The following is an 18,046-nucleotide window of genomic DNA, read 5'->3' as shown; positions in this document are numbered from 1 at the left end:
AGGCCTAGCTATAGAAATGCCTTTCCATCTTAAAAGTCGGAAAGGCATTTTATTTAATATTTATTTCACCTGTGAACCATTTGGTAAATCTGATGCAACCGTAGCTAATGTCAACTGATTTCCAGTTGATCCTGCCAAAATCATTCCCTGCGATAATTGCCCTCGCAGTTTTACTGGTTTTAAGTTGGTCACACAAATGACCTTCTGTCCCACTAGGTCATCCGGCTGATAATGCTCCGCAATACCTGAGACAACTTGTCGTTTTTCGTAGCCTAAATCTAATTGAATTTTTAATAATTTATTTGTTTTTTTGACTTTTTCACAAGCAATAATTTCGGCAACTCTTAAGTCTACTTTTGAAAAATCATCAATCGTAATTTCATCGACTTCTGGAACATCCAAGTTTAGATCTTGTTGGGGATCCGAACTTCCTTCATTGTCCGCAACCACCGTCCCCCCCATCATTTTGACGATTTCCGCTACTTCCTCCTTGAAGTCTAAGCGAGGGAAAAGCGGTATTCCTTTTGACACAACCTTTGTATTAGCAGAAATTTGACCAAATGTTTTCAACGATTCCCATGTTGTTAGTTCTTCACTAATTCCAAGCTGACTCCATATCTTTTTCGGTGTAGCAGTCATAAATGGTTGCAACATGATTGAGACTTGTCGGAGTGATTCAGCAAGATGATGCATCACAGACCCTAATTGATCTTTCGCCGTTTCATCTTTCGCTAAAATCCAAGGCTGCGTTTCATCAATATATTTATTTGTTCGGCTAATCAACTGACCTATCGCGGCCAACGCAACAGAAAATTGCATTTCTTCCATTGCTGTCTCTACTTTATCAACAGTTGCTTCGACTAAGTCTACAAGCGTTTCATCATAAGGAGTTGCATTTTTTACGTAATTTGGAATCGAACCGTCAAAATATTTGTTAACCATCGCTATCGTGCGATTAAGCAAATTGCCTAAATCGTTAGCTAAATCGTAATTGAGACGATCGACAAATCCTTCAGGAGTAAATACACCATCAGAACCGAACGGAACTTCACGTAATAAGTAGTAACGTAAGGCATCTAACCCATAGCGATCTATTAATGGAACAGGGTCAACAACATTGCCCTTCGACTTCGACATCTTTCCATCTTTCATTAAAAGCCACCCATGACCAAAAACTTTCTTTGGAAGTGGTAGGTCAAGTGCCATCAACATAATAGGCCAATAAATCGTGTGGAATCGTACAATTTCTTTTCCAACAAGGTGTACATCTGCCGGCCAGTATTTTTGATAATTTGTATCGTCTTCACTACCATATCCAAGGGCAGTAATATAATTGGATAGCGCATCAATCCATACATAAACGACATGCTTTGGATCTTTATTGACTCTTACACCCCAGTCAAATGACGTACGAGAGACAGCAAGATCTTCAAGACCCGGTTTAATGAAATTATTAATCATTTCATTTTTACGAGAATCAGGTTGGATGAATTCCGGATTTTCTTCATAAAACTTAAGTAAACGATCAGCGTATTTGCTCATTCGGAAAAAATAAGACTCCTCAAAAACTTTTTCCACTGGGTGTCCACTATCTGGACTTTTACCACCGATAACGTTTCCGTCTTTATCACGCTCTACATCCTCAAGTTGAAGTGCTGTATAAAATGTTTCATCAGAAATAGAATACCAACCTTCATATTCTCCAAGGTAAATATCCCCCTGCTCTAACAGTTGATCAAATATTTTCGCAACAATCTTTTTATGACGATCTTCAGTCGTACGGATAAAATCATCATAAGATATATCTAGTTTATTCCATAAACTTTGGATGCCTGCCACGACCTCGTCAACAAACTCCTGCGGATCAATCCCTTTATCCATCGCTTTTTGCTCGATTTTTTGCCCATGTTCATCTGTTCCCGTCAAGTACCTTACATCATACCCTCTTAATCGTTTATACCTGGCCATTGCATCACCCGCGACCGTTGTGTAAGCGTGACCGATATGCAATTTATCACTAGGATAATAAATCGGGGTCGTAATATAAAATGATTTCTTTTCACTTGCCATTTCTATTCCTCCTCTTATTACATATATTTATTATGAAATTTTCTCTTGAACGGAATCCATTCTTTTTACCCTTAACTCTCAAAAATACGACAAAAAACTCCCGTCCGCAAAAATTGGGACGAGAGTTAACCTCACGTGGTACCACCCAGATTTATTAACCACAGCGCTGAGCTGCTAGTTAACCTCTAAGATGCTGCATATAAACCGTAAAATCGGTTTGCAACAAACTGTGTAACGGCCAGCACCGTGTTTCTTTCACTTAAAAAATTAAGCTCAAAAAACAGTCCCTCACAAGACCATCTTCGACAATTCCACTTATGCTGGTTTTCAGCTTTTGCCAGCTCTCTGTCTATAAGCATCCTTATCTACTCATCCCATCATCGGAAACTTGGTTATTCATTCGTATGCAATAGTATTCCCATTCTTCAAAATATACATAATCTACCCGTTTATGTCAAACCTAGAACGATGATTATATTTTATTAAAAACTGTAATTTTGTTACATTATTACCTTAAACGGGTAAGGTATTCATACATTAGCTTTTCTTACTTGAAAATTAGTTTAAAAATGTCGTAAAAAGGGAGAGGGTCGATCAAAAAATTAATCAATGTTCATGTCCATTTTTGTCGAATTTATTTTTTGTGCAAACTGATTCATCGTAAATGAGGAAACTTCAGTCATATTTTCATTATCTCTCGAACACTGATATATCAATATCTATCGAACTATTTAAAATTATAACTATGATTCAGGACAATTTTAATTGACTTCTTTTGGAAGACTTGGTATTCTAAGTTTAAGAGAATTTTGTCGAATCTTGACAAGATGCATTTTTAAAATAGACAATAACAACAAATGGAGAGGAGCATATCTCATGAAATCTACAGGTATTGTTCGTAAAGTTGATGAATTAGGAAGAGTAGTTATTCCAATTGAATTACGCCGCACGTTGGACATCGCAGAAAAAGATGCGTTGGAAATCTATGTTGACGATGACCGTATTATCTTGAAAAAATACAAGCCTAATATGACTTGCCAAATTACTGGTGAAGTATCTGATGATAATTTATCAATTGCAAATGGTAAAATCATCTTGAGCCCAATAGGCGCGAAAGAAATTATTAATCAACTTGAAGATTATATTACGAAACAAGGTTAATTATCCTTGAATACAAGGTTCCATAGGCTGTCAGAAGCCTTATGGAACTTTTTTTATTCATTCACATGATATGTCTGGTAGACGTCTCTTTTAGGCATGCCTCTGTCCTTTGCTACTTGCTTAATCGCCTCTTTTGATGATTGTCCTTGATCGATGTAAGCCTGCACGTGCCCATCGACTGTCAATCCTTCAAACCATGGTAATTCTTCCATTGCTGACCTCTCTTCTTCACTAGCCCCCTCGACAACAACGACGCACTCTCCTTTAATACCATATTCATCAATCCATTCTTGCAGTTCATGAACCGTGCCCCGCAAGATCGTTTCATAATGCTTCGTCAACTCCCTACAAAGTGCTATTTGACGATTACCGAACACACTCTCTACCGTTTTTAACATTTCCTTCAGTCTATGAGGCGCCTCATAGAATATCAATGTCGACGAGTGTCCACGCCACTGGTCTAATTGTTCTTTGCGATTCTTTTTATGTCGATCAAGAAACCCGACAAATGTAAAAGACTCTGTCGGCAAACCCGACGTAATTAACGCTGTTACAGCAGCATTGGCACCCGGCAAGGCAATAACGGGTAGCGTTTCTTCTATAAATCGTTTCACTAAATCTGCTCCAGGGTCAGAAATGGCAGGCATACCAGCATCGCTAACTAGCGCCACCGTTTCACCTGAAGCGACACGATTTACAAGTTCTTGCTCTCGTTCGCGTTTATTATGCTCATGATAGCTGATTAGCGGTGTATCTACCTCAAACACGTGACACAACTTCTTGGAATGGCGCGTGTCCTCTGCAGCAATCACATCTGCTTGTTTTAATATATCAACTGCTCGAAAAGTCATATCTTGCAAATTTCCGATTGGAGTAGGAACGAGATAAAGTGCCCCTACAGCTTCTTCATTTTGTTTCGGAAAGCTCCGCTGTTCCTTCATCACTTTCGTCCCCCTTTTTCTTGATTAATGTTTCTTTTTGTTTGCGGCTCATTCTTTTAATTACGATTTCTCTTCTTAACGCTTCACTTTTCGTTTCAAGGTGCTCCTCATATACAAGCGAAAATGGCCCGCGTCCTCTCGTATACTTGGCTCCTTTATCGTCCTCATGAACTTTTAACCTTCGCTTCACATCGATTGTGTAGCCTGTATAAAACGTTTCGTCCTTGCAGCGTAACATATACACATAATGATTTTTAACACTCATAGTGGTCTTTAAACTCCTTCGTATAGTGTTGACTATCTTCATATACTATCCACGGCGGTAACGTGTTCAAGCCAGGGTTTCCTTCTCGCACTGCTTCAATTAACACCATGTTGGCCTGTTTATCTTTTTTCGGGTGAACGTATTGAAGTCGTTTTGGCTCTAAACGATACTTTTTCATCGTTGCGAAAATTTCAACAACCCGCTCCGGACGATGAACCAATGCTATCCGAGCTTTTTGCTTCATCAATTTAGCTGATACTCGAATCACGTCATCTAATGTACAGGCAATTTCGTGCCTAGCAAGAGAGACATGTTTATTTTCATTCTTCCCTTTTTCCGACGTGACGGAGAAATAAGGGGGATTACACGTTACGACATCATAGCTTTCCCAAGTTACTTGGGTGTCTAGTGCCAATAAATCTGCTTCAATGATCCGAACTTGCTCATCAATATCATTCTCTTTCATCGTCCTTTTTGCCAACTCAACTAAGAGAGGTTGTAACTCTACGCCATCAATCTTCGCTTTTGTCCTCAACGTCATCATCAATGGCACAGCTCCATTTCCAGCACAAAGATCGATGATTTTGCCGTTTTCAGATGGAATAGGAGCAAACTTAGCTAACAATACTGCATCCATTGAATAGGAAAAGACATTGCTTCTTTGAAAGATCGTCCGCTGTCCTCCCGGCATATAGTCCAGCCTTTCCTCTGTCGTTTCATCCGTATACTTCATCATCCACTCCCCTAATAATGGGTCATCGTAAAATGATGCCCTATATTCACTCTAGTAAAATCCATCTTCACACACGTATGTGAGAAGATGCAACAACCATTTATGTACTTCAAAAAAAGCCTTCCCGCTATGCAGGAAGACTTCGCCAATCCTCATTTTTTATTTAAAAACGAAAGGCAGAACAGGCAATCTCCTTCTTTACGAATACTTCCATAATGTAAATTACAAATATGAAACCCTTCTTCATAAAGCCGCGCAAGATTATCATAACCTTCTCCAAAACCTGGTTGGATTCTATCTTTCATTTCTTCAGTATCAGATGAGGAAGACATTGTTCTTTGTTTTTCTTCCGCTTCCCTCGTGATCCGCTCACGCAAATGGTCATTTTCCATTTGCAAATGGGTGTTTTCCTCTAAGAGCATCGCTAATTGATCCTTAAGTTCCCCTAACTCATGGTGAAGACCACCAATCCGCTCTTCCATTTGACTAACGCGAGTAAATATTTCATTCTTATTCACGATTCCCACACCTCATTATTTCGTGGTTTCCGCGGCTATCGCCCCTTGTTCCATGAGCTCATCCAGAGTAAATTCAACCACCTGTGACGATTCAAAAATCTCAACCTGTACGAGTCTTTCCAACATATTCAAGCCAACAACTTTGCCTCTTCCATAACTCGTATCCATTTTCTCATTCACATCAGGCAACTCTTTCTTAGCCGATTCATACATGTCATTTTCATACTTCAGACAGCACATCAAACGGCCACATAAACCTGAAATCTTTGTTGGATTGAGAGACAAATTTTGATCTTTTGCCATCTTAATAGAAACTGGTTCAAAGTCCCCTAAAAATGTCGAACAGCACAACATTCGACCACAAGGCCCAATTCCACCAAGCATTTTCGCTTCATCACGAACACCGATCTGGCGCAATTCAATCCTCGTACGAAAAACAGAAGCCAAATCCTTCACTAGTTCTCGAAAGTCTATTCGACCATCCGCAGTGAAATAAAACAACACTTTATTTCGATCAAACGTATATTCGACGTCTACAAGTTTCATCTCCAAGTTATGCTCAGTGATTTTTTCCTGACAGACACTAAAAGCTTTTTGAGATTCTTTTTTGTTCTCTTGGACGATAAGCTTGTCTTTTTCCGTCGCTAGACGAAGAACGTTCTTCAAAGGTAGAACCACGTCTTTCTCTTCTACTTCCTTCACTCCAATCACTATTTTGCCGAATTCAATGCCACGCGCTGTTTCGACAATGACGTAATCATGAAGTTTTATATCAAAATGATCCGGAGAAAAATAATAAATTTTCCCGGCTTTTTTAAATCGAACACCGACTACTTGATGCACGTTATCCCTCCTGTAACCTAAGGAGCAATTGCTCCATTAATAGCTGGGGTGCGGTATTTGCATCCAATCGACGCTTCGCATCCATCACCGCCTGGAGGTTAGTTCCCAGCTTGCTTTGTGACAACTTCAACGCTTGATCCTGAAGCTTGTCTTCTTGATCAATATAAACAATCTGATCCGTCTGATCAACTTGCATACGAATCACATCCCTATACCATAGCATCAGTAAATCAATGCCGAGCTGCACATCTTTTTTATCCTTGAAAAAAGGTATCCACTCTTCCTGCAGCGTAATGAATGCGTACCTCGGACGCAAAGAAAGATCATCTATTAATTGTATCACTTTGTTTCTCGCTTGTGCAATCCAATCCTCTTGGCAAAGTTGAAGGGCTCCTTGTAAATCCGAAGTAATTCGCGATACTACAAGGGCATCTTTCTCATTGATCCCGTCATTTACCAGCTTTTTTACAAGAAGTTCTGATGAAAGAGGGGCAAATGATAAAATTTGTGACCTGGAAACAATCGTCTTTAATAGACGATGAACCTGTGTTGTCACAAGTACAGCGAGCGCGTCTCCCTCCGGTTCTTCCAGAAACTTTAACAAACTATTTGCCGCAGAATCAGTCATTTTTTCTGCTTCCTCAACAATATATACTTTTTTCCCTGATTCAAGACCACGCATGCTAAACTCTTTTTTTAAATCTCGAATTTGATCGACTTTAATAGATGCACCATCTGTTTCAATCACATGTATATCTGGGTGATTTCCCGAATCAATCCTCTTACAGTCACGGCAGGATTGGCAAGGTTCAACGCCATTGTTATGATGGCAAAAAAATGATTTTGCCAAAAGCATCGCAGTTTCTTTTTTTCTCGTACCTCGACCACCTTCAAAAACATACGCATGCGCTAAGCGATCTTTCGCAAGGCTGTTCGTCAGCATTTTCACAATTGTCGGTTGTGTATTTTCTAATTTTTCCCAATTTGTCATCATCGATACTCCTCGGATTGCCTCTTTGCCTTTTCGTTAAAACTTTTCAAACTGCTCCACTGGGAGGATAAATACCGTTGCTCCTCCAACCTGCACTTCAACAGGATAAGGCACATACGAATCTGCATTTCCACCCATCGGTGAAATTGGTGCGACTAGTTGTTCTCTCGACTTGCAATTATCTTTAATAATTTCTAGTACATGATCGACATCTTTATCTTTCACACCGATCATAAACGTCGTGTTCCCTGCCTTTAAAAAACCACCAGTACTTGCCAGCTTCGTTGCTTGATATTCTTTATCGACCAATGCATCTGACAAACGGTTACTATCTTTATCCTGAACAACAGCCATAATCAATTTCATTGTCATTGCCTCCTCATGGAAAAATAATATATTAAAATAAATGATAACAGCTTATTCATTCTGTCTAGCTTGAGCGCAACCCGCGCTTTTCTTTCTATATTGTATTATAACAAGAAATAAATGTTCTTACGTTGTTTTTTTCTCCATAAAGGCTTGAATCTCCTGCAAACTTTTCGTCAAAACATCTCCAATTTGCTCAGACGCATCAATTGTATGGATTCTTTTAGGTTCTCTCTCTTGAAGATGGAGGTATGCCTTTCTAACCTTGTGATGAAACGCAATCGACTCTTGATCAAGACGATTAAATTCCCGTCCTTTATGTTCTGCTATTCTTGCTAGTCCCACTTCTGGTTTCACATCAAAATATAACGTAAGATCCGGCATCATTCCTTCCGTCGCAAACAGGTTTAATTGAAGGACTTCGTCGATCCCAATCCCTCGAGCTACCCCTTGATAGACGAGACTGCTATCAACAAATCGATCGCAGAGAACAATCCCGCCTTTTTTGACATGAGGTATTACCGTTTCCACCAAGTGTTGTCTTCTTGCAGCCGCATACAATAGCGCCTCTGTTCGCGCATCCATCTCCGTGTGGAGTGGATCAAGAATCACATCTCTCACCTTTTCAGCAATCACACTACCTCCTGGTTCACGTGTCGCAATTACCTGCATACCATCTTGTTCAAACTTTTCTTTCACCTGTTGAAGAACCGTTGTTTTTCCCGCTCCTTCTCCACCTTCAAATGTGATGAATAATCCACTCATACATCAATCTCCTCTATCTATAAAAATAGTCATCCCTTGCTGAATCCAATTCGTTCCTGTTTGAAAGAAAGCACCTTCTTGTACAAGGTGTTTCAATTTGCTGAGATGAGTCGATCTAATTCTCTCACCTTTTAGAATCAGCGGAATCCCCGGAGGATAAGGTGTGATTGTCTCTGCTCCTACAAAGCCTTCACATTTTTCCCACGGTTGCCGCTGCACTGCTAGTTGCTTCATGTCTTCAAATGAAAAAACTAATTCAGTTGCATGAAGTTTATTAGCCTGTTCTTGTAATATCGGCTGTTTAAAAAAATTGCATTGCTGTTGTTCCGATAAACAAAGAATTTTCTCTAACCTAGGCACCCACTCTTTATCGTCAATTGCCTCATTATACAATGGAAGTGTAAGTAGAAGGTGTTGGGGCGATACGAGTTCAGGATAAACCGCTTCTTGTTCAAGACGCTTCTGCCACTCATATGCTGCCCCCACATAAGGCGTGGCAAATGCAACCTTCAAGGGATCTTGTAGATAATTTCCCGTTATCTGAGCAGATCGCTTCCACCCCGGTCCACTTACTAATTGATTTTTAAACTTACTAATGTTCTCCGTTATCTGCCACCAATCGGATAATGTTAACGATGCAAGATACGCCCGTGCAACATCAAGTGAAGCCATTAACGGATAAGACGGACTACTCGATTGAAGCATCCGCAAATAGTTCCTGAGCTTTACTTTGTCGACTTTTTGACTGTTTATATGTATATATGAAGCCATCGTCATCGCTGGTAGAACTTTATGTGCTGATTGTACGACGATATCAGCTCCTGCCTTCAAAGAACTTCTCGGCCACACCGCATCGCCATCATCATGAATCAAGTGTGCTCCATGAGCCTCATCAACACAAACCATCATCCCTGCCTGGTGAACGAGCTCGACATGACGCGCTAGATCTTGACCGTATCCCTCGTACGAAGGATGAGTTAAAAAAACAGCTTTCGCTTCAGGATAGTTTATCACTCCGTATTCTAGTGTCTCACGGGCAACACCTAGCGCCAAGCCGAGATGATCATCCCATTCTGGCTCAAGAAACACTGGTCGTAAACCCGCTAGCTCCAAACCATGAAATACAGACTGATGGCTATTACGCTGGACAAGTACCGTTTCACCACGTTCGGCAACAGTCATCATCATCGCAATATTGCCAACCGTTGAGCCCCCAACCAAAAAATGGGTCGCTTCCACCTGATATAAATCTGCCGCCAAATGTTGCGCTTCTGCAATGATACCCGTTGCTCCATGCAAATCATCCAAACCACTTATCTCCGTTTGGTCAATCGTTAAAATTCGTTCAAATGTTGCCTTCGCTGCCTCCAAAAATACTTGTCCATTTTTATGTCCTGGTACGTGAAAGGAATATGGTGAAGATTGCTGATGTTGATAAAGTCTTGTAAATAGAGGCGTCTTCGTTTGATTCATTCCAACCCAACTTTCAACCGATATATTCTCCATTATAACGAATCATTTACGACTTTACCTTAATAATTAAGAACTCTCAACCATTCAACTAACGCTAGCACTTTCTGAACGATCGCAATCCAAATAAAAAAGACAGGTTCACTTTGGAACCTCCCCCGTTTTATTTACATTCAATGAATCTCTAACTCTTCGTAACTTACGAACATACATCGAATACTGCGGATCACCTACATCGACATCGACAAGCTCCCCCTCACAATTGCTACAAATAAATAAATCAAGCAGATGAATTCCCTCTTCTGATGATGAGGAACAAATCAAGCAATCTTTTAAAGTCTTATTCTCATTTAACAACCGATTCATATCGTCAGCACCTCCTACTCACAGTATGTCCGAGCGAACATCTATTTAACCCTGACCTAAAGACCACGTGCTTTACTATATGCAGATAATACTGTCCTTGTTCCGCTGAAAATCTCCCATCAATCCGACAACACCTTTGGCGAAAAATCTAGTATCTATTTTATAAAACATGCTGTTACTTCTTCTCAGTCGGTTTTAACACAACCAAAATGGTTAATAATGTAAAGAGTGTTCCAATCAAGTTGATAGTTCGCTATTCTAATCATAATATTACTAGACGGGAGTTGATATCATGTTGAAAAGCCAAAGAAATGATCCTTGTCCATGTGGAAGTGGCAATAAATATAAGAAATGTTGTGGAAAAAATAACGTCGTTACTTTCCCCACCCACATTATAGAAAATGAACTAAAAGTAATCCAAAACGAGATTTTTGATTTCACCATGCAAAACTACGAAAAGGATATCGAAGACTTGTTTCATGAATCATTTCATACCTTGTCAGATATTGAAAAATTGAACTCATCACTCGCTTTTTTATCGACAATATGGGCCGTCTTCCATGAACCATTCGGGCAAAATGGTAAAACAATTTTTGACGACTATTTAAATCGGAACATTGCCAAAATCAAGCGAACACAAACTAGACATATTGTCAGGGAATGGAAAGGACTAAAACCCTCTGTTTTCCGAGTAATCAAGGATCACTCTGATGACCTGCTTGTTGAAATGAAAAATATCGTTACAGAAGAGATCGTCTTTGTTACGTTGAATGCAGAAGAGATTTTTATGAAAGACCAGTTTATTATTGCGTATTCTTATAAAATAAACTCCCAAAAACACGATGTTTTTATTAGTCATCTTTCAATACCGGCTGCACTAAGTATAGAAACAGAGGTGAACATAGAGAAAAGTTTAGCTGTTATGAATGAGTTGATCGATAAGCCAATAAATTTAGAAAAGTATATTGAAGAATACTTCACTGAATTTTTACTAGATGTACTTGTACTCCCAGCATTAGCAGACGATTTTACAGATTTACCTAAGATAGAAGGTCTTAACTGGCATGATCCTCGCCACGAACTCGTTGCAATTCACTTGGCGAATCATATGCAAGACGAGTATCAAAAAGAAGTCATCACTATCGCTCAGATGCTTTGGTTCGTTTACTGTAAAAAAGTTGATCCTCAACCGAACAAACTCGGTTTATATGCTGGTGCCATCGAGTATTTAATAAATGAGTTTAATATCGGTAAAATAAATTATTATACACAAAAAGCTTTAGCAAAGAAATATGCTGTCAACTCGTCAACTTTATCAATTCGAATTAGAGAAATTCGCGAAGTCCTCTCAGACGAAATGGAAAGGTTTGACCAAATTGGTATAGATGAGTTTAAAGAGGACATCAAATTTTAAATATTAAGTATTCGCAACATCACTAGGAGAAAGTTTTATCTATAATGCTATGGAGTGTAGTGGAAAAAACAAAACAAATTCATAGGTGAAGTTCTTAATCGGACAATCGCTCAATGCCTATGCCTTGCGTTTCCATTCGTCCGTCGAGATCTTTTATTCCTATTCCAAACCAACTCCCTGAGTAGATTACTTTGGTGATGAGTCAGAGTCCCAAGAATATAAAAAGCAGACATTTATGGAATGAACATAAACCTGTACTAGTACGGCTACGAGAATGGTCTAGGTATCGTTTTATCTCCTACCTTACGCTGGTATAAATATGCGACATGAACACCTTCAATATTTGATATATCATAATAGTAATATAATCGATAAAGACGTAGCTTTATAGTCATAAATTTAAATGGTTCAATGAGAAAGTTTACGCTTCTGAAGGAATTATTTATTATATTTCAATGTTATAAAACCTCACGCTATTTAACTGTACTTAAGAAACTTAGGTTATGATATAAAAAAGCACAAAAGGAGGGATATAAATTGAAAAAAATTAAATTGTCCCTATACACAGATGAAGAATTACATTGGGCATTATACCAAAACGAGCAAATGAAAAATAATACCGAATATAACGTTGTAAATACCCTTAAAAATCTTCGTTAATTTCTTAATACTTTCTACTTTTCAAGAGACTGTCCCAAAAGAATTTTTGGTGACAGTCTCTTTATTTATGGGAAAATGGGGAGTTTGATAGTTTTGTTCATATCAGGGCACAAGAGCCAACTTATTGTGCCTTTTAGCGTGTCTTTCTGGAATGCAAAGGTCACAAGTCATGACATCTTCTCCCCATTAGCGAATCATTCTGCTATAGAAGGGCATTTTACGTCTCACTCGCTTGTTTCCTCCTCGTGCCCTCTTCGTTTTCCTTGTCCTGCTAACTTCAGTTCCCACCATTTTAAACACAAAAAAGACACCCTCAAATATGAGAATGTCTTTCTTCTTTGCCCAGCGACGTCCTACTTTCACAGGGGGAGATCCCCCAACTATCATCGGCGCTGGAGAGCTTAACTTCCGTGTTCGGCATGGGAACGGGTGTGACCTCTCCGCGATCGTCACTGGACATATGAAATTGATCGGTCATATTGACCTCTCAAAACTGGATAACGATGGTATATGAATGAATCGTCTTCGAATCAAAGCATTGGTTAAGCCCTCGATCGATTAGTATCTCTCAGCTGCGCATGTCGCCATGCTTCCACACGAGACCTATCAACCTCATCTTCTCTGAGGGATCTTACTCACTTGCGTGATGGGAAATCTCATCTCGAGGGGGGCTTCATGCTTAGATGCTTTCAGCATTTATCCCTTCCACACGTAGCTACCCAGCGATGCTCCTGGCGGAACAACTGGTACACCAGCGGTGTGTCCATCCCGGTCCTCTCGTACTAAGGACAGCTCCTCTCAAATTTCCTGCGCCCGCGACGGATAGGGACCGAACTGTCTCACGACGTTCTGAACCCAGCTCGCGTGCCGCTTTAATGGGCGAACAGCCCAACCCTTGGGACCTACTTCAGCCCCAGGATGCGACGAGCCGACATCGAGGTGCCAAACCTCCCCGTCGATGTGGACTCTTGGGAGAGATTAGCCTGTTATCCCCAGGGTAGCTTTTATCCGTTGAGCGACGGCCCTTCCATACGGTGCCGCCGGATCACTAAGCCCGACTTTCGTCCCTGCTCGACCTGTATGTCTCGCAGTCAAGCTCCCTTATGCCTTTGCACTCTACGAATGATTTCCAACCATTCTGAGGGAACCTTTGGGCGCCTCCGTTACTCTTTAGGAGGCGACCGCCCCAGTCAAACTGCCCACCAGACACTGTCCCTGAACCGGATCACGGTTCGAGGTTAGAATTCCAGTACAGCCAGGGTAGTATCCCACCAATGCCTCCACCGAAGCTAGCGCTCCGGTTTCCAAGGCTCCTACCTATCCTGTACAAGCTGTACCGAAATCCAATATCAAGCTACAGTAAAGCTCCATGGGGTCTTTCCGTCCTGTCGCGGGTAACCAGCATCTTCACTGGTAATATAATTTCACCGGGTCTCTCGTTGAGACAGTGCCCAAATCGTTGCACCTTTCGTGCGGGTCGGAACTTACCCGACAAGGAATTTCGCTACCTTAGGACCGTTATAGTTACGGCCGCCGTTTACTGGGGCTTCAATTGAGAGCTTCTCCCGAAGGATAACCCCTCCTCTTAACCTTCCAGCACCGGGCAGGTGTCAGCCCCTATACTTCGCCTTGCGGCTTCGCAGAGACCTGTGTTTTTGATAAACAGTCGTTTGGGCCTATTCACTGCGGCTCTCTCGGGCTTGCACCCTAATAGAGCACTCCTTCTCCCGAAGTTACGGAGTCATTTTGCCGAGTTCCTTAACGAGAGTTCTCCCGCGCGTCTTAGAATTCTCTTCCCGCCTACCTGTGTCGGTTTGCGGTACGGGCACCAGTTTCCTCGCTAGAGGCTTTTCTTGGCAGTGTAGGATCAGGAACTTCGGTACTAAAATTTCCCTCGCGATCACAGCTCAACCTTAAGACAAGCGGATTTTCCTACTTGTCAGCCTCACTGCTTCGACGCACATATCCATCAGTGCGCTTACCCTACCTTCCTGCGTCCCCCCTTCACTCAAACGGAAACGTGGTGGTACAGGAATTTCAACCTGTTTGCCATCGCCTACGCCTTTCGGCCTCGGCTTAGGTCCCGACTTACCCTGAGCGGACGAGCCTTCCTCAGGAACCCTTAGGCTTTCGACGGAGGGGATTCTCACCCCTCTTTTCGCTACTCATACCGGCATTCTCACTTCCAAGCGCTCCACATGTCCTTCCGGTCATGCTTCAGCGCCCTTGGAACGCTCCCCTACCACAGACACCCGAAGGTGTCTATCCATAGCTTCGGTGATACGTTTAGCCCCGGTACATTTTCGGCGCAGAGTCACTCGACCAGTGAGCTATTACGCACTCTTTCAATGATGGCTGCTTCTAAGCCAACATCCTGGTTGTCTAAGCAACTCCACATCCTTTTCCACTTAACGTATACTTTGGGACCTTAGCTGATGGTCTGGGCTGTTTCCCTCTTGACTACGGATCTTAGCACTCGCAGTCTGACTCCCGAGGAGTAAGTCATTGGCATTCGGAGTTTGACTGAATTCGGTAATCCTGTAGGGACCCCTAGTCCAATCAGTGCTCTACCTCCAAGACTCTACCCTCGAGGCTAGCCCTAAAGCTATTTCGGGGAGAACCAGCTATTTCCGAGTTCGATTGGCATTTCACCCCTACCCACACCTCATCCCCGCACTTTTCAACGTGCGTGGGTTCGGGCCTCCATCCAGTGTTACCTGGACTTCACCCTGGACATGGGTAGATCACCCGGTTTCGGGTCTACAACCACGTACTCATTCGCCCTATTCAGACTCGCTTTCGCTGCGGCTCCGTCTCTTCAACTTAACCTTGCACGTAATCGTAACTCGCCGGTTCATTCTACAAAAGGCACGCTGTCACCCGTTACTTTCCCGAAGGAAAATCATAGGGCTCCAACTACTTGTAGGCACACGGTTTCAAGATCTCTTTCACTCCCCTTCCGGGGTACTTTTCACCTTTCCCTCACGGTACTGGTTCACTATCGGTCACTAGGGAGTATTTAGCCTTGGGAGATGGTCCTCCCAGATTCCGACGGGGTTTCACGTGTCCCGCCGTACTCAGGATACACTCCGGAGGAGTGAACGTTTCGACTACAGGGCTTTTACCTTGTCTCGCGGACCTTTCCAGATCGCTTCGCCTACGCTCACTCTTTGTAACTCCGTATGGAATGTCCTACAACCCCAAGAGGCAAGCCTCTTGGTTTGGGCTGTTTCCGTTTCGCTCGCCGCTACTCAGGAAATCGCATTTGCTTTCTCTTCCTCTGGGTACTAAGATGTTTCAGTTCCCCAGGTCTGCCTTCTCACACCCTATTGATTCAGATGTGGATCTTATCCCATTACGGATAAGGGGTTCCCCCATTCGGATATCTCCGGATCAAAGCTTACTTACAGCTCCCCGAAGCATTTCGGTGTTCGTCCCGTCCTTCATCGGCTCCTAGTGCCAAGGTATTCACCGTGCGCCCTTTCTAGCTTAACCATTTTAAATCAATGGACGTGTTGCTCGGTCTTTCTTGGCTTTACATTCTAAGACACTCGGTTCACTCTTCCATGAATCCGAAGATTCATTTCTGTGTCAAACCGGTGATTCATTCATTTATCGTTATCCAGTTTTCAAAGGTCAAAGCACGGCAATCATGTGCTAGTCATTCTCTTCTTTCTTCCATTAGAAGAAAAGAAGTCTTGAGAGTATAACCTCTCAAAACTAAACAAAAAGGCCAAAGCGAAGTTCGATTCAATAAGTTGAGCTTAGAGCTCCTTAGAAAGGAGGTGATCCATCCGCACCTTCCGGTACGGATACCTTGTTACGACTTCACCCCAATCATCTGTCCCACCTTCGGCGGCTGGCTCCAAAAGGTTACCTCACCGACTTCGGGTGTTACAAACTCTCGTGGTGTGACGGGCGGTGTGTACAAGGCCCGGGAACGTATTCACCGCGGCATGCTGATCCGCGATTACTAGCAATTCCGGCTTCATGCAGGCGAGTTGCAGCCTGCAATCCGAACTGAGAATGGCTTTATGGGATTGGCTTGACCTCGCGGTCTTGCAACCCTTTGTACCATCCATTGTAGCACGTGTGTAGCCCAGGTCATAAGGGGCATGATGATTTGACGTCATCCCCACCTTCCTCCGGTTTATCACCGGCAGTCACCTTAGAGTGCCCAACTGAATGCTGGCAACTAAGATCAAGGGTTGCGCTCGTTGCGGGACTTAACCCAACATCTCACGACACGAGCTGACGACAACCATGCACCACCTGTCACTCTGTCCCCCGAAGGGGAAAGGCTAGTCTCCTAGCTGTTCAGAGGATGTCAAGACCTGGTAAGGTTCTTCGCGTTGCGTCGAATTAAACCACATGCTCCACTGCTTGTGCGGGCCCCCGTCAATTCCTTTGAGTTTCAGCCTTGCGGCCGTACTCCCCAGGCGGAGTGCTTAATGTGTTAACTTCGGCACTAAGGGCATCGAAACCCCTAACACCTAGCACTCATCGTTTACAGCGTGGACTACCAGGGTATCTAATCCTGTTTGCTCCCCACGCTTTCGCGCCTCAGCGTCAGTTGTAGGCCAGAAAGTCGCCTTCGCCACTGGTGTTCCTCCACATATCTACGCATTTCACCGCTACACGTGGAATTCCACTTTCCTCTCCTACACTCAAGTCTCCCAGTTTCCAATGACCCTCCACGGTTGAGCCGTGGGCTTTCACATCAGACTTAAGAGACCGCCTGCGCGCGCTTTACGCCCAATAATTCCGGACAACGCTTGCCCCCTACGTATTACCGCGGCTGCTGGCACGTAGTTAGCCGGGGCTTTCTCGTGAGGTACCGTCAAGGTGCCGCCCTATTCGAACGGCACTTGTTCTTCCCTCATAACAGAACTTTACGATCCGAAAACCTTCATCGTTCACGCGGCGTTGCACCGTCAGGCTTTCGCCCATTGCGGATGATTCCCTACTGCTGCCTCCCGTAGGAGTCTGGACCGTGTCTCAGTTCCAGTGTGGCCGATCACCCTCTCAGGTCGGCTACGCATCGTTGCCTTGGTAAGCCATTACCTTACCAACTAGCTAATGCGCCGCGGGCCCATCTCGTAGTATGAGGATTGCTCCCCACTTTTACATTCAAATCATGCGATTCAAATGGTCATCCGGTATTAGCTCCGGTTTCCCGGAGTTATCCCAGTCTACAAGGCAGGTTGCCCACGTGTTACTCACCCGTCCGCCGCTCATTCCACAAGCGTCACCCCGAAGGGATCTGCTTGCTTCCTGCGCTCGACTTGCATGTATTAGGCACGCCGCCAGCGTTCGTCCTGAGCCAGGATCAAACTCTCCGATAAAGTATGATGACTTTTCATCAAGTTTGATGTCCATGACATCAAAACCAAACTTTCGTCTGGCGTTTCTTGCTTGGTGTTACTTTGACGGGATATTTAAAATATCCCACTTCGCTTGGCTTTTTGTTTAGTTTTCAAAGG

Annotated in this window: 14 protein-coding genes, 3 rRNA genes and 1 other annotated feature; of the genes, 3 read left to right on the top strand and 14 right to left on the bottom strand. The window is 42.9% G+C overall.

The genetic code is table 11. The features are described 5' to 3' along the window. Window positions 1-60 precede the first annotated feature (60 nt). Entirely contained in the window at window positions 61-2,070 is a 2,010-nt protein-coding gene (gene metG, locus ACM26V_RS17940; RefSeq protein WP_416148106.1) for a methionine--tRNA ligase, read from the bottom strand. 111 nt (window positions 2,071-2,181) lie between these two features. Beyond that, window positions 2,182-2,460, bottom strand: a binding site (T-box leader). 486 nt (window positions 2,461-2,946) lie between these two features. Here metG and ACM26V_RS17935 point away from each other — a divergent pair. After that, window positions 2,947-3,231: an AbrB/MazE/SpoVT family DNA-binding domain-containing protein gene (locus ACM26V_RS17935; protein WP_416148105.1), complete on the top strand. Its 285-nt coding sequence runs from the start codon at window positions 2,947-2,949 to the stop codon at window positions 3,229-3,231. A gap of 53 nt (window positions 3,232-3,284) precedes the next feature. Here ACM26V_RS17935 and rsmI read toward each other — a convergent pair whose 3' ends face one another. From rsmI to ACM26V_RS17885, 10 genes are all read right to left on the bottom strand, one after another. Next, a complete protein-coding gene (rsmI, locus tag ACM26V_RS17930; RefSeq protein ID WP_416148104.1) occupies window positions 3,285-4,172 on the bottom strand; it encodes a 16S rRNA (cytidine(1402)-2'-O)-methyltransferase in 888 nt (295 codons plus the stop codon). After that, window positions 4,138-4,437 (bottom strand): GIY-YIG nuclease family protein, encoded by a 300-nt coding sequence (locus tag ACM26V_RS17925; protein WP_416148103.1) that lies wholly within the window; start codon window positions 4,435-4,437, stop codon window positions 4,138-4,140. The genes rsmI and ACM26V_RS17925 overlap by 35 nt, the downstream gene beginning before the upstream one ends. After that, complete coding sequence (locus ACM26V_RS17920; RefSeq protein WP_416148102.1) at window positions 4,427-5,173, bottom strand: tRNA1(Val) (adenine(37)-N6)-methyltransferase; 747 nt, start codon at window positions 5,171-5,173, stop codon at window positions 4,427-4,429. The genes ACM26V_RS17925 and ACM26V_RS17920 overlap by 11 nt, the downstream gene beginning before the upstream one ends. Before the next feature lie 149 nt (window positions 5,174-5,322). Then, entirely contained in the window at window positions 5,323-5,688 is a 366-nt protein-coding gene (gene yabA, locus ACM26V_RS17915; protein WP_416148101.1) for a DNA replication initiation control protein YabA, read from the bottom strand. Between the two features lie 15 nt (window positions 5,689-5,703). After that, window positions 5,704-6,531, bottom strand: coding sequence for a PSP1 domain-containing protein (locus tag ACM26V_RS17910; RefSeq protein ID WP_416148100.1), 828 nt, complete (start codon window positions 6,529-6,531; stop codon window positions 5,704-5,706). A 1-nt stretch (window position 6,532) separates the two neighbouring features. Further along, window positions 6,533-7,525: a DNA polymerase III subunit delta' gene (holB, locus tag ACM26V_RS17905; RefSeq protein ID WP_416148099.1), complete on the bottom strand. Its 993-nt coding sequence runs from the start codon at window positions 7,523-7,525 to the stop codon at window positions 6,533-6,535. 33 nt (window positions 7,526-7,558) lie between these two features. Next, on the bottom strand, window positions 7,559-7,888 hold the full coding sequence (locus ACM26V_RS17900; protein WP_416148098.1) for a cyclic-di-AMP receptor: 330 nt from the start codon (window positions 7,886-7,888) through the stop codon (window positions 7,559-7,561). A 126-nt stretch (window positions 7,889-8,014) separates the two neighbouring features. Then, complete coding sequence (gene tmk, locus ACM26V_RS17895) at window positions 8,015-8,653, bottom strand: dTMP kinase (RefSeq protein ID WP_416148097.1); 639 nt, start codon at window positions 8,651-8,653, stop codon at window positions 8,015-8,017. A gap of 3 nt (window positions 8,654-8,656) precedes the next feature. After that, window positions 8,657-10,159 carry an aminotransferase class I/II-fold pyridoxal phosphate-dependent enzyme gene (locus ACM26V_RS17890; protein ID WP_416148096.1) on the bottom strand — a complete coding sequence of 501 codons (1,503 nt, stop codon included), beginning with the start codon at window positions 10,157-10,159 and terminating at the stop codon, window positions 8,657-8,659. A 105-nt stretch (window positions 10,160-10,264) separates the two neighbouring features. Further along, window positions 10,265-10,489 (bottom strand): sigma factor G inhibitor Gin, encoded by a 225-nt coding sequence (locus ACM26V_RS17885; RefSeq protein WP_416148095.1) that lies wholly within the window; start codon window positions 10,487-10,489, stop codon window positions 10,265-10,267. Window positions 10,490-10,781: 292 nt separating this feature from the next. Between ACM26V_RS17885 and ACM26V_RS17880 the strand changes: the two genes are divergently transcribed. Together ACM26V_RS17880 and ACM26V_RS17875 are read left to right on the top strand one after the other, a co-directional pair. Next, entirely contained in the window at window positions 10,782-11,903 is a 1,122-nt protein-coding gene (locus tag ACM26V_RS17880; RefSeq protein WP_416148094.1) for a YecA family protein, read from the top strand. A gap of 537 nt (window positions 11,904-12,440) precedes the next feature. Further along, window positions 12,441-12,563: a hypothetical protein gene (locus ACM26V_RS17875; protein WP_416148092.1), complete on the top strand. Its 123-nt coding sequence runs from the start codon at window positions 12,441-12,443 to the stop codon at window positions 12,561-12,563. Window positions 12,564-12,903: 340 nt separating this feature from the next. Here the strand turns inward: ACM26V_RS17875 and rrf are convergent. The 3 genes from rrf to ACM26V_RS17860 all read right to left on the bottom strand — a co-directional run bounded on the left by rrf (window position 12,904) and on the right by ACM26V_RS17860 (window position 17,908). Then, a 5S ribosomal RNA gene (rrf, locus tag ACM26V_RS17870) occupies window positions 12,904-13,020 on the bottom strand. A gap of 81 nt (window positions 13,021-13,101) precedes the next feature. Continuing rightward, window positions 13,102-16,058, bottom strand: a 23S ribosomal RNA gene (locus ACM26V_RS17865). Window positions 16,059-16,341: 283 nt separating this feature from the next. Continuing rightward, window positions 16,342-17,908: ribosomal RNA gene (locus tag ACM26V_RS17860) — 16S ribosomal RNA — on the bottom strand. The 16S, 23S and 5S rRNA genes sit together here, the layout of an rRNA operon. Window positions 17,909-18,046: the final 138 nt, after the last annotated feature.

It is taken from the genome of Salipaludibacillus sp. HK11, assembly GCF_047795645.1.
Taxonomy (GTDB): Bacteria; Bacillota; Bacilli; order Bacillales; family Salisediminibacteriaceae; genus Salipaludibacillus.
Note: the sequence above shows the minus strand (reverse complement) of the source record. Positions and strands in the feature narration are given on the sequence as shown.

Coding starts and splice junctions, on each gene's coding strand:
- metG (WP_416148106.1), bottom strand. CDS start 2,070: ATGGCAAGTGAAAAGAAATCATTTTATATTACGACCCCGATTTATTAT.
- ACM26V_RS17935 (WP_416148105.1), top strand. CDS start 2,947: ATGAAATCTACAGGTATTGTTCGTAAAGTTGATGAATTAGGAAGAGTA.
- rsmI (WP_416148104.1), bottom strand. CDS start 4,172: ATGAAGGAACAGCGGAGCTTTCCGAAACAAAATGAAGAAGCTGTAGGG.
- ACM26V_RS17925 (WP_416148103.1), bottom strand. CDS start 4,437: ATGAGTGTTAAAAATCATTATGTGTATATGTTACGCTGCAAGGACGAA.
- ACM26V_RS17920 (WP_416148102.1), bottom strand. CDS start 5,173: ATGATGAAGTATACGGATGAAACGACAGAGGAAAGGCTGGACTATATG.
- holB (WP_416148099.1), bottom strand. CDS start 7,525: ATGATGACAAATTGGGAAAAATTAGAAAATACACAACCGACAATTGTG.
- ACM26V_RS17900 (WP_416148098.1), bottom strand. CDS start 7,888: ATGAAATTGATTATGGCTGTTGTTCAGGATAAAGATAGTAACCGTTTG.
- tmk (WP_416148097.1), bottom strand. CDS start 8,653: ATGAGTGGATTATTCATCACATTTGAAGGTGGAGAAGGAGCGGGAAAA.
- ACM26V_RS17890 (WP_416148096.1), bottom strand. CDS start 10,159: ATGGAGAATATATCGGTTGAAAGTTGGGTTGGAATGAATCAAACGAAG.
- ACM26V_RS17885 (WP_416148095.1), bottom strand. CDS start 10,489: ATGAATCGGTTGTTAAATGAGAATAAGACTTTAAAAGATTGCTTGATT.
- ACM26V_RS17880 (WP_416148094.1), top strand. CDS start 10,782: ATGTTGAAAAGCCAAAGAAATGATCCTTGTCCATGTGGAAGTGGCAAT.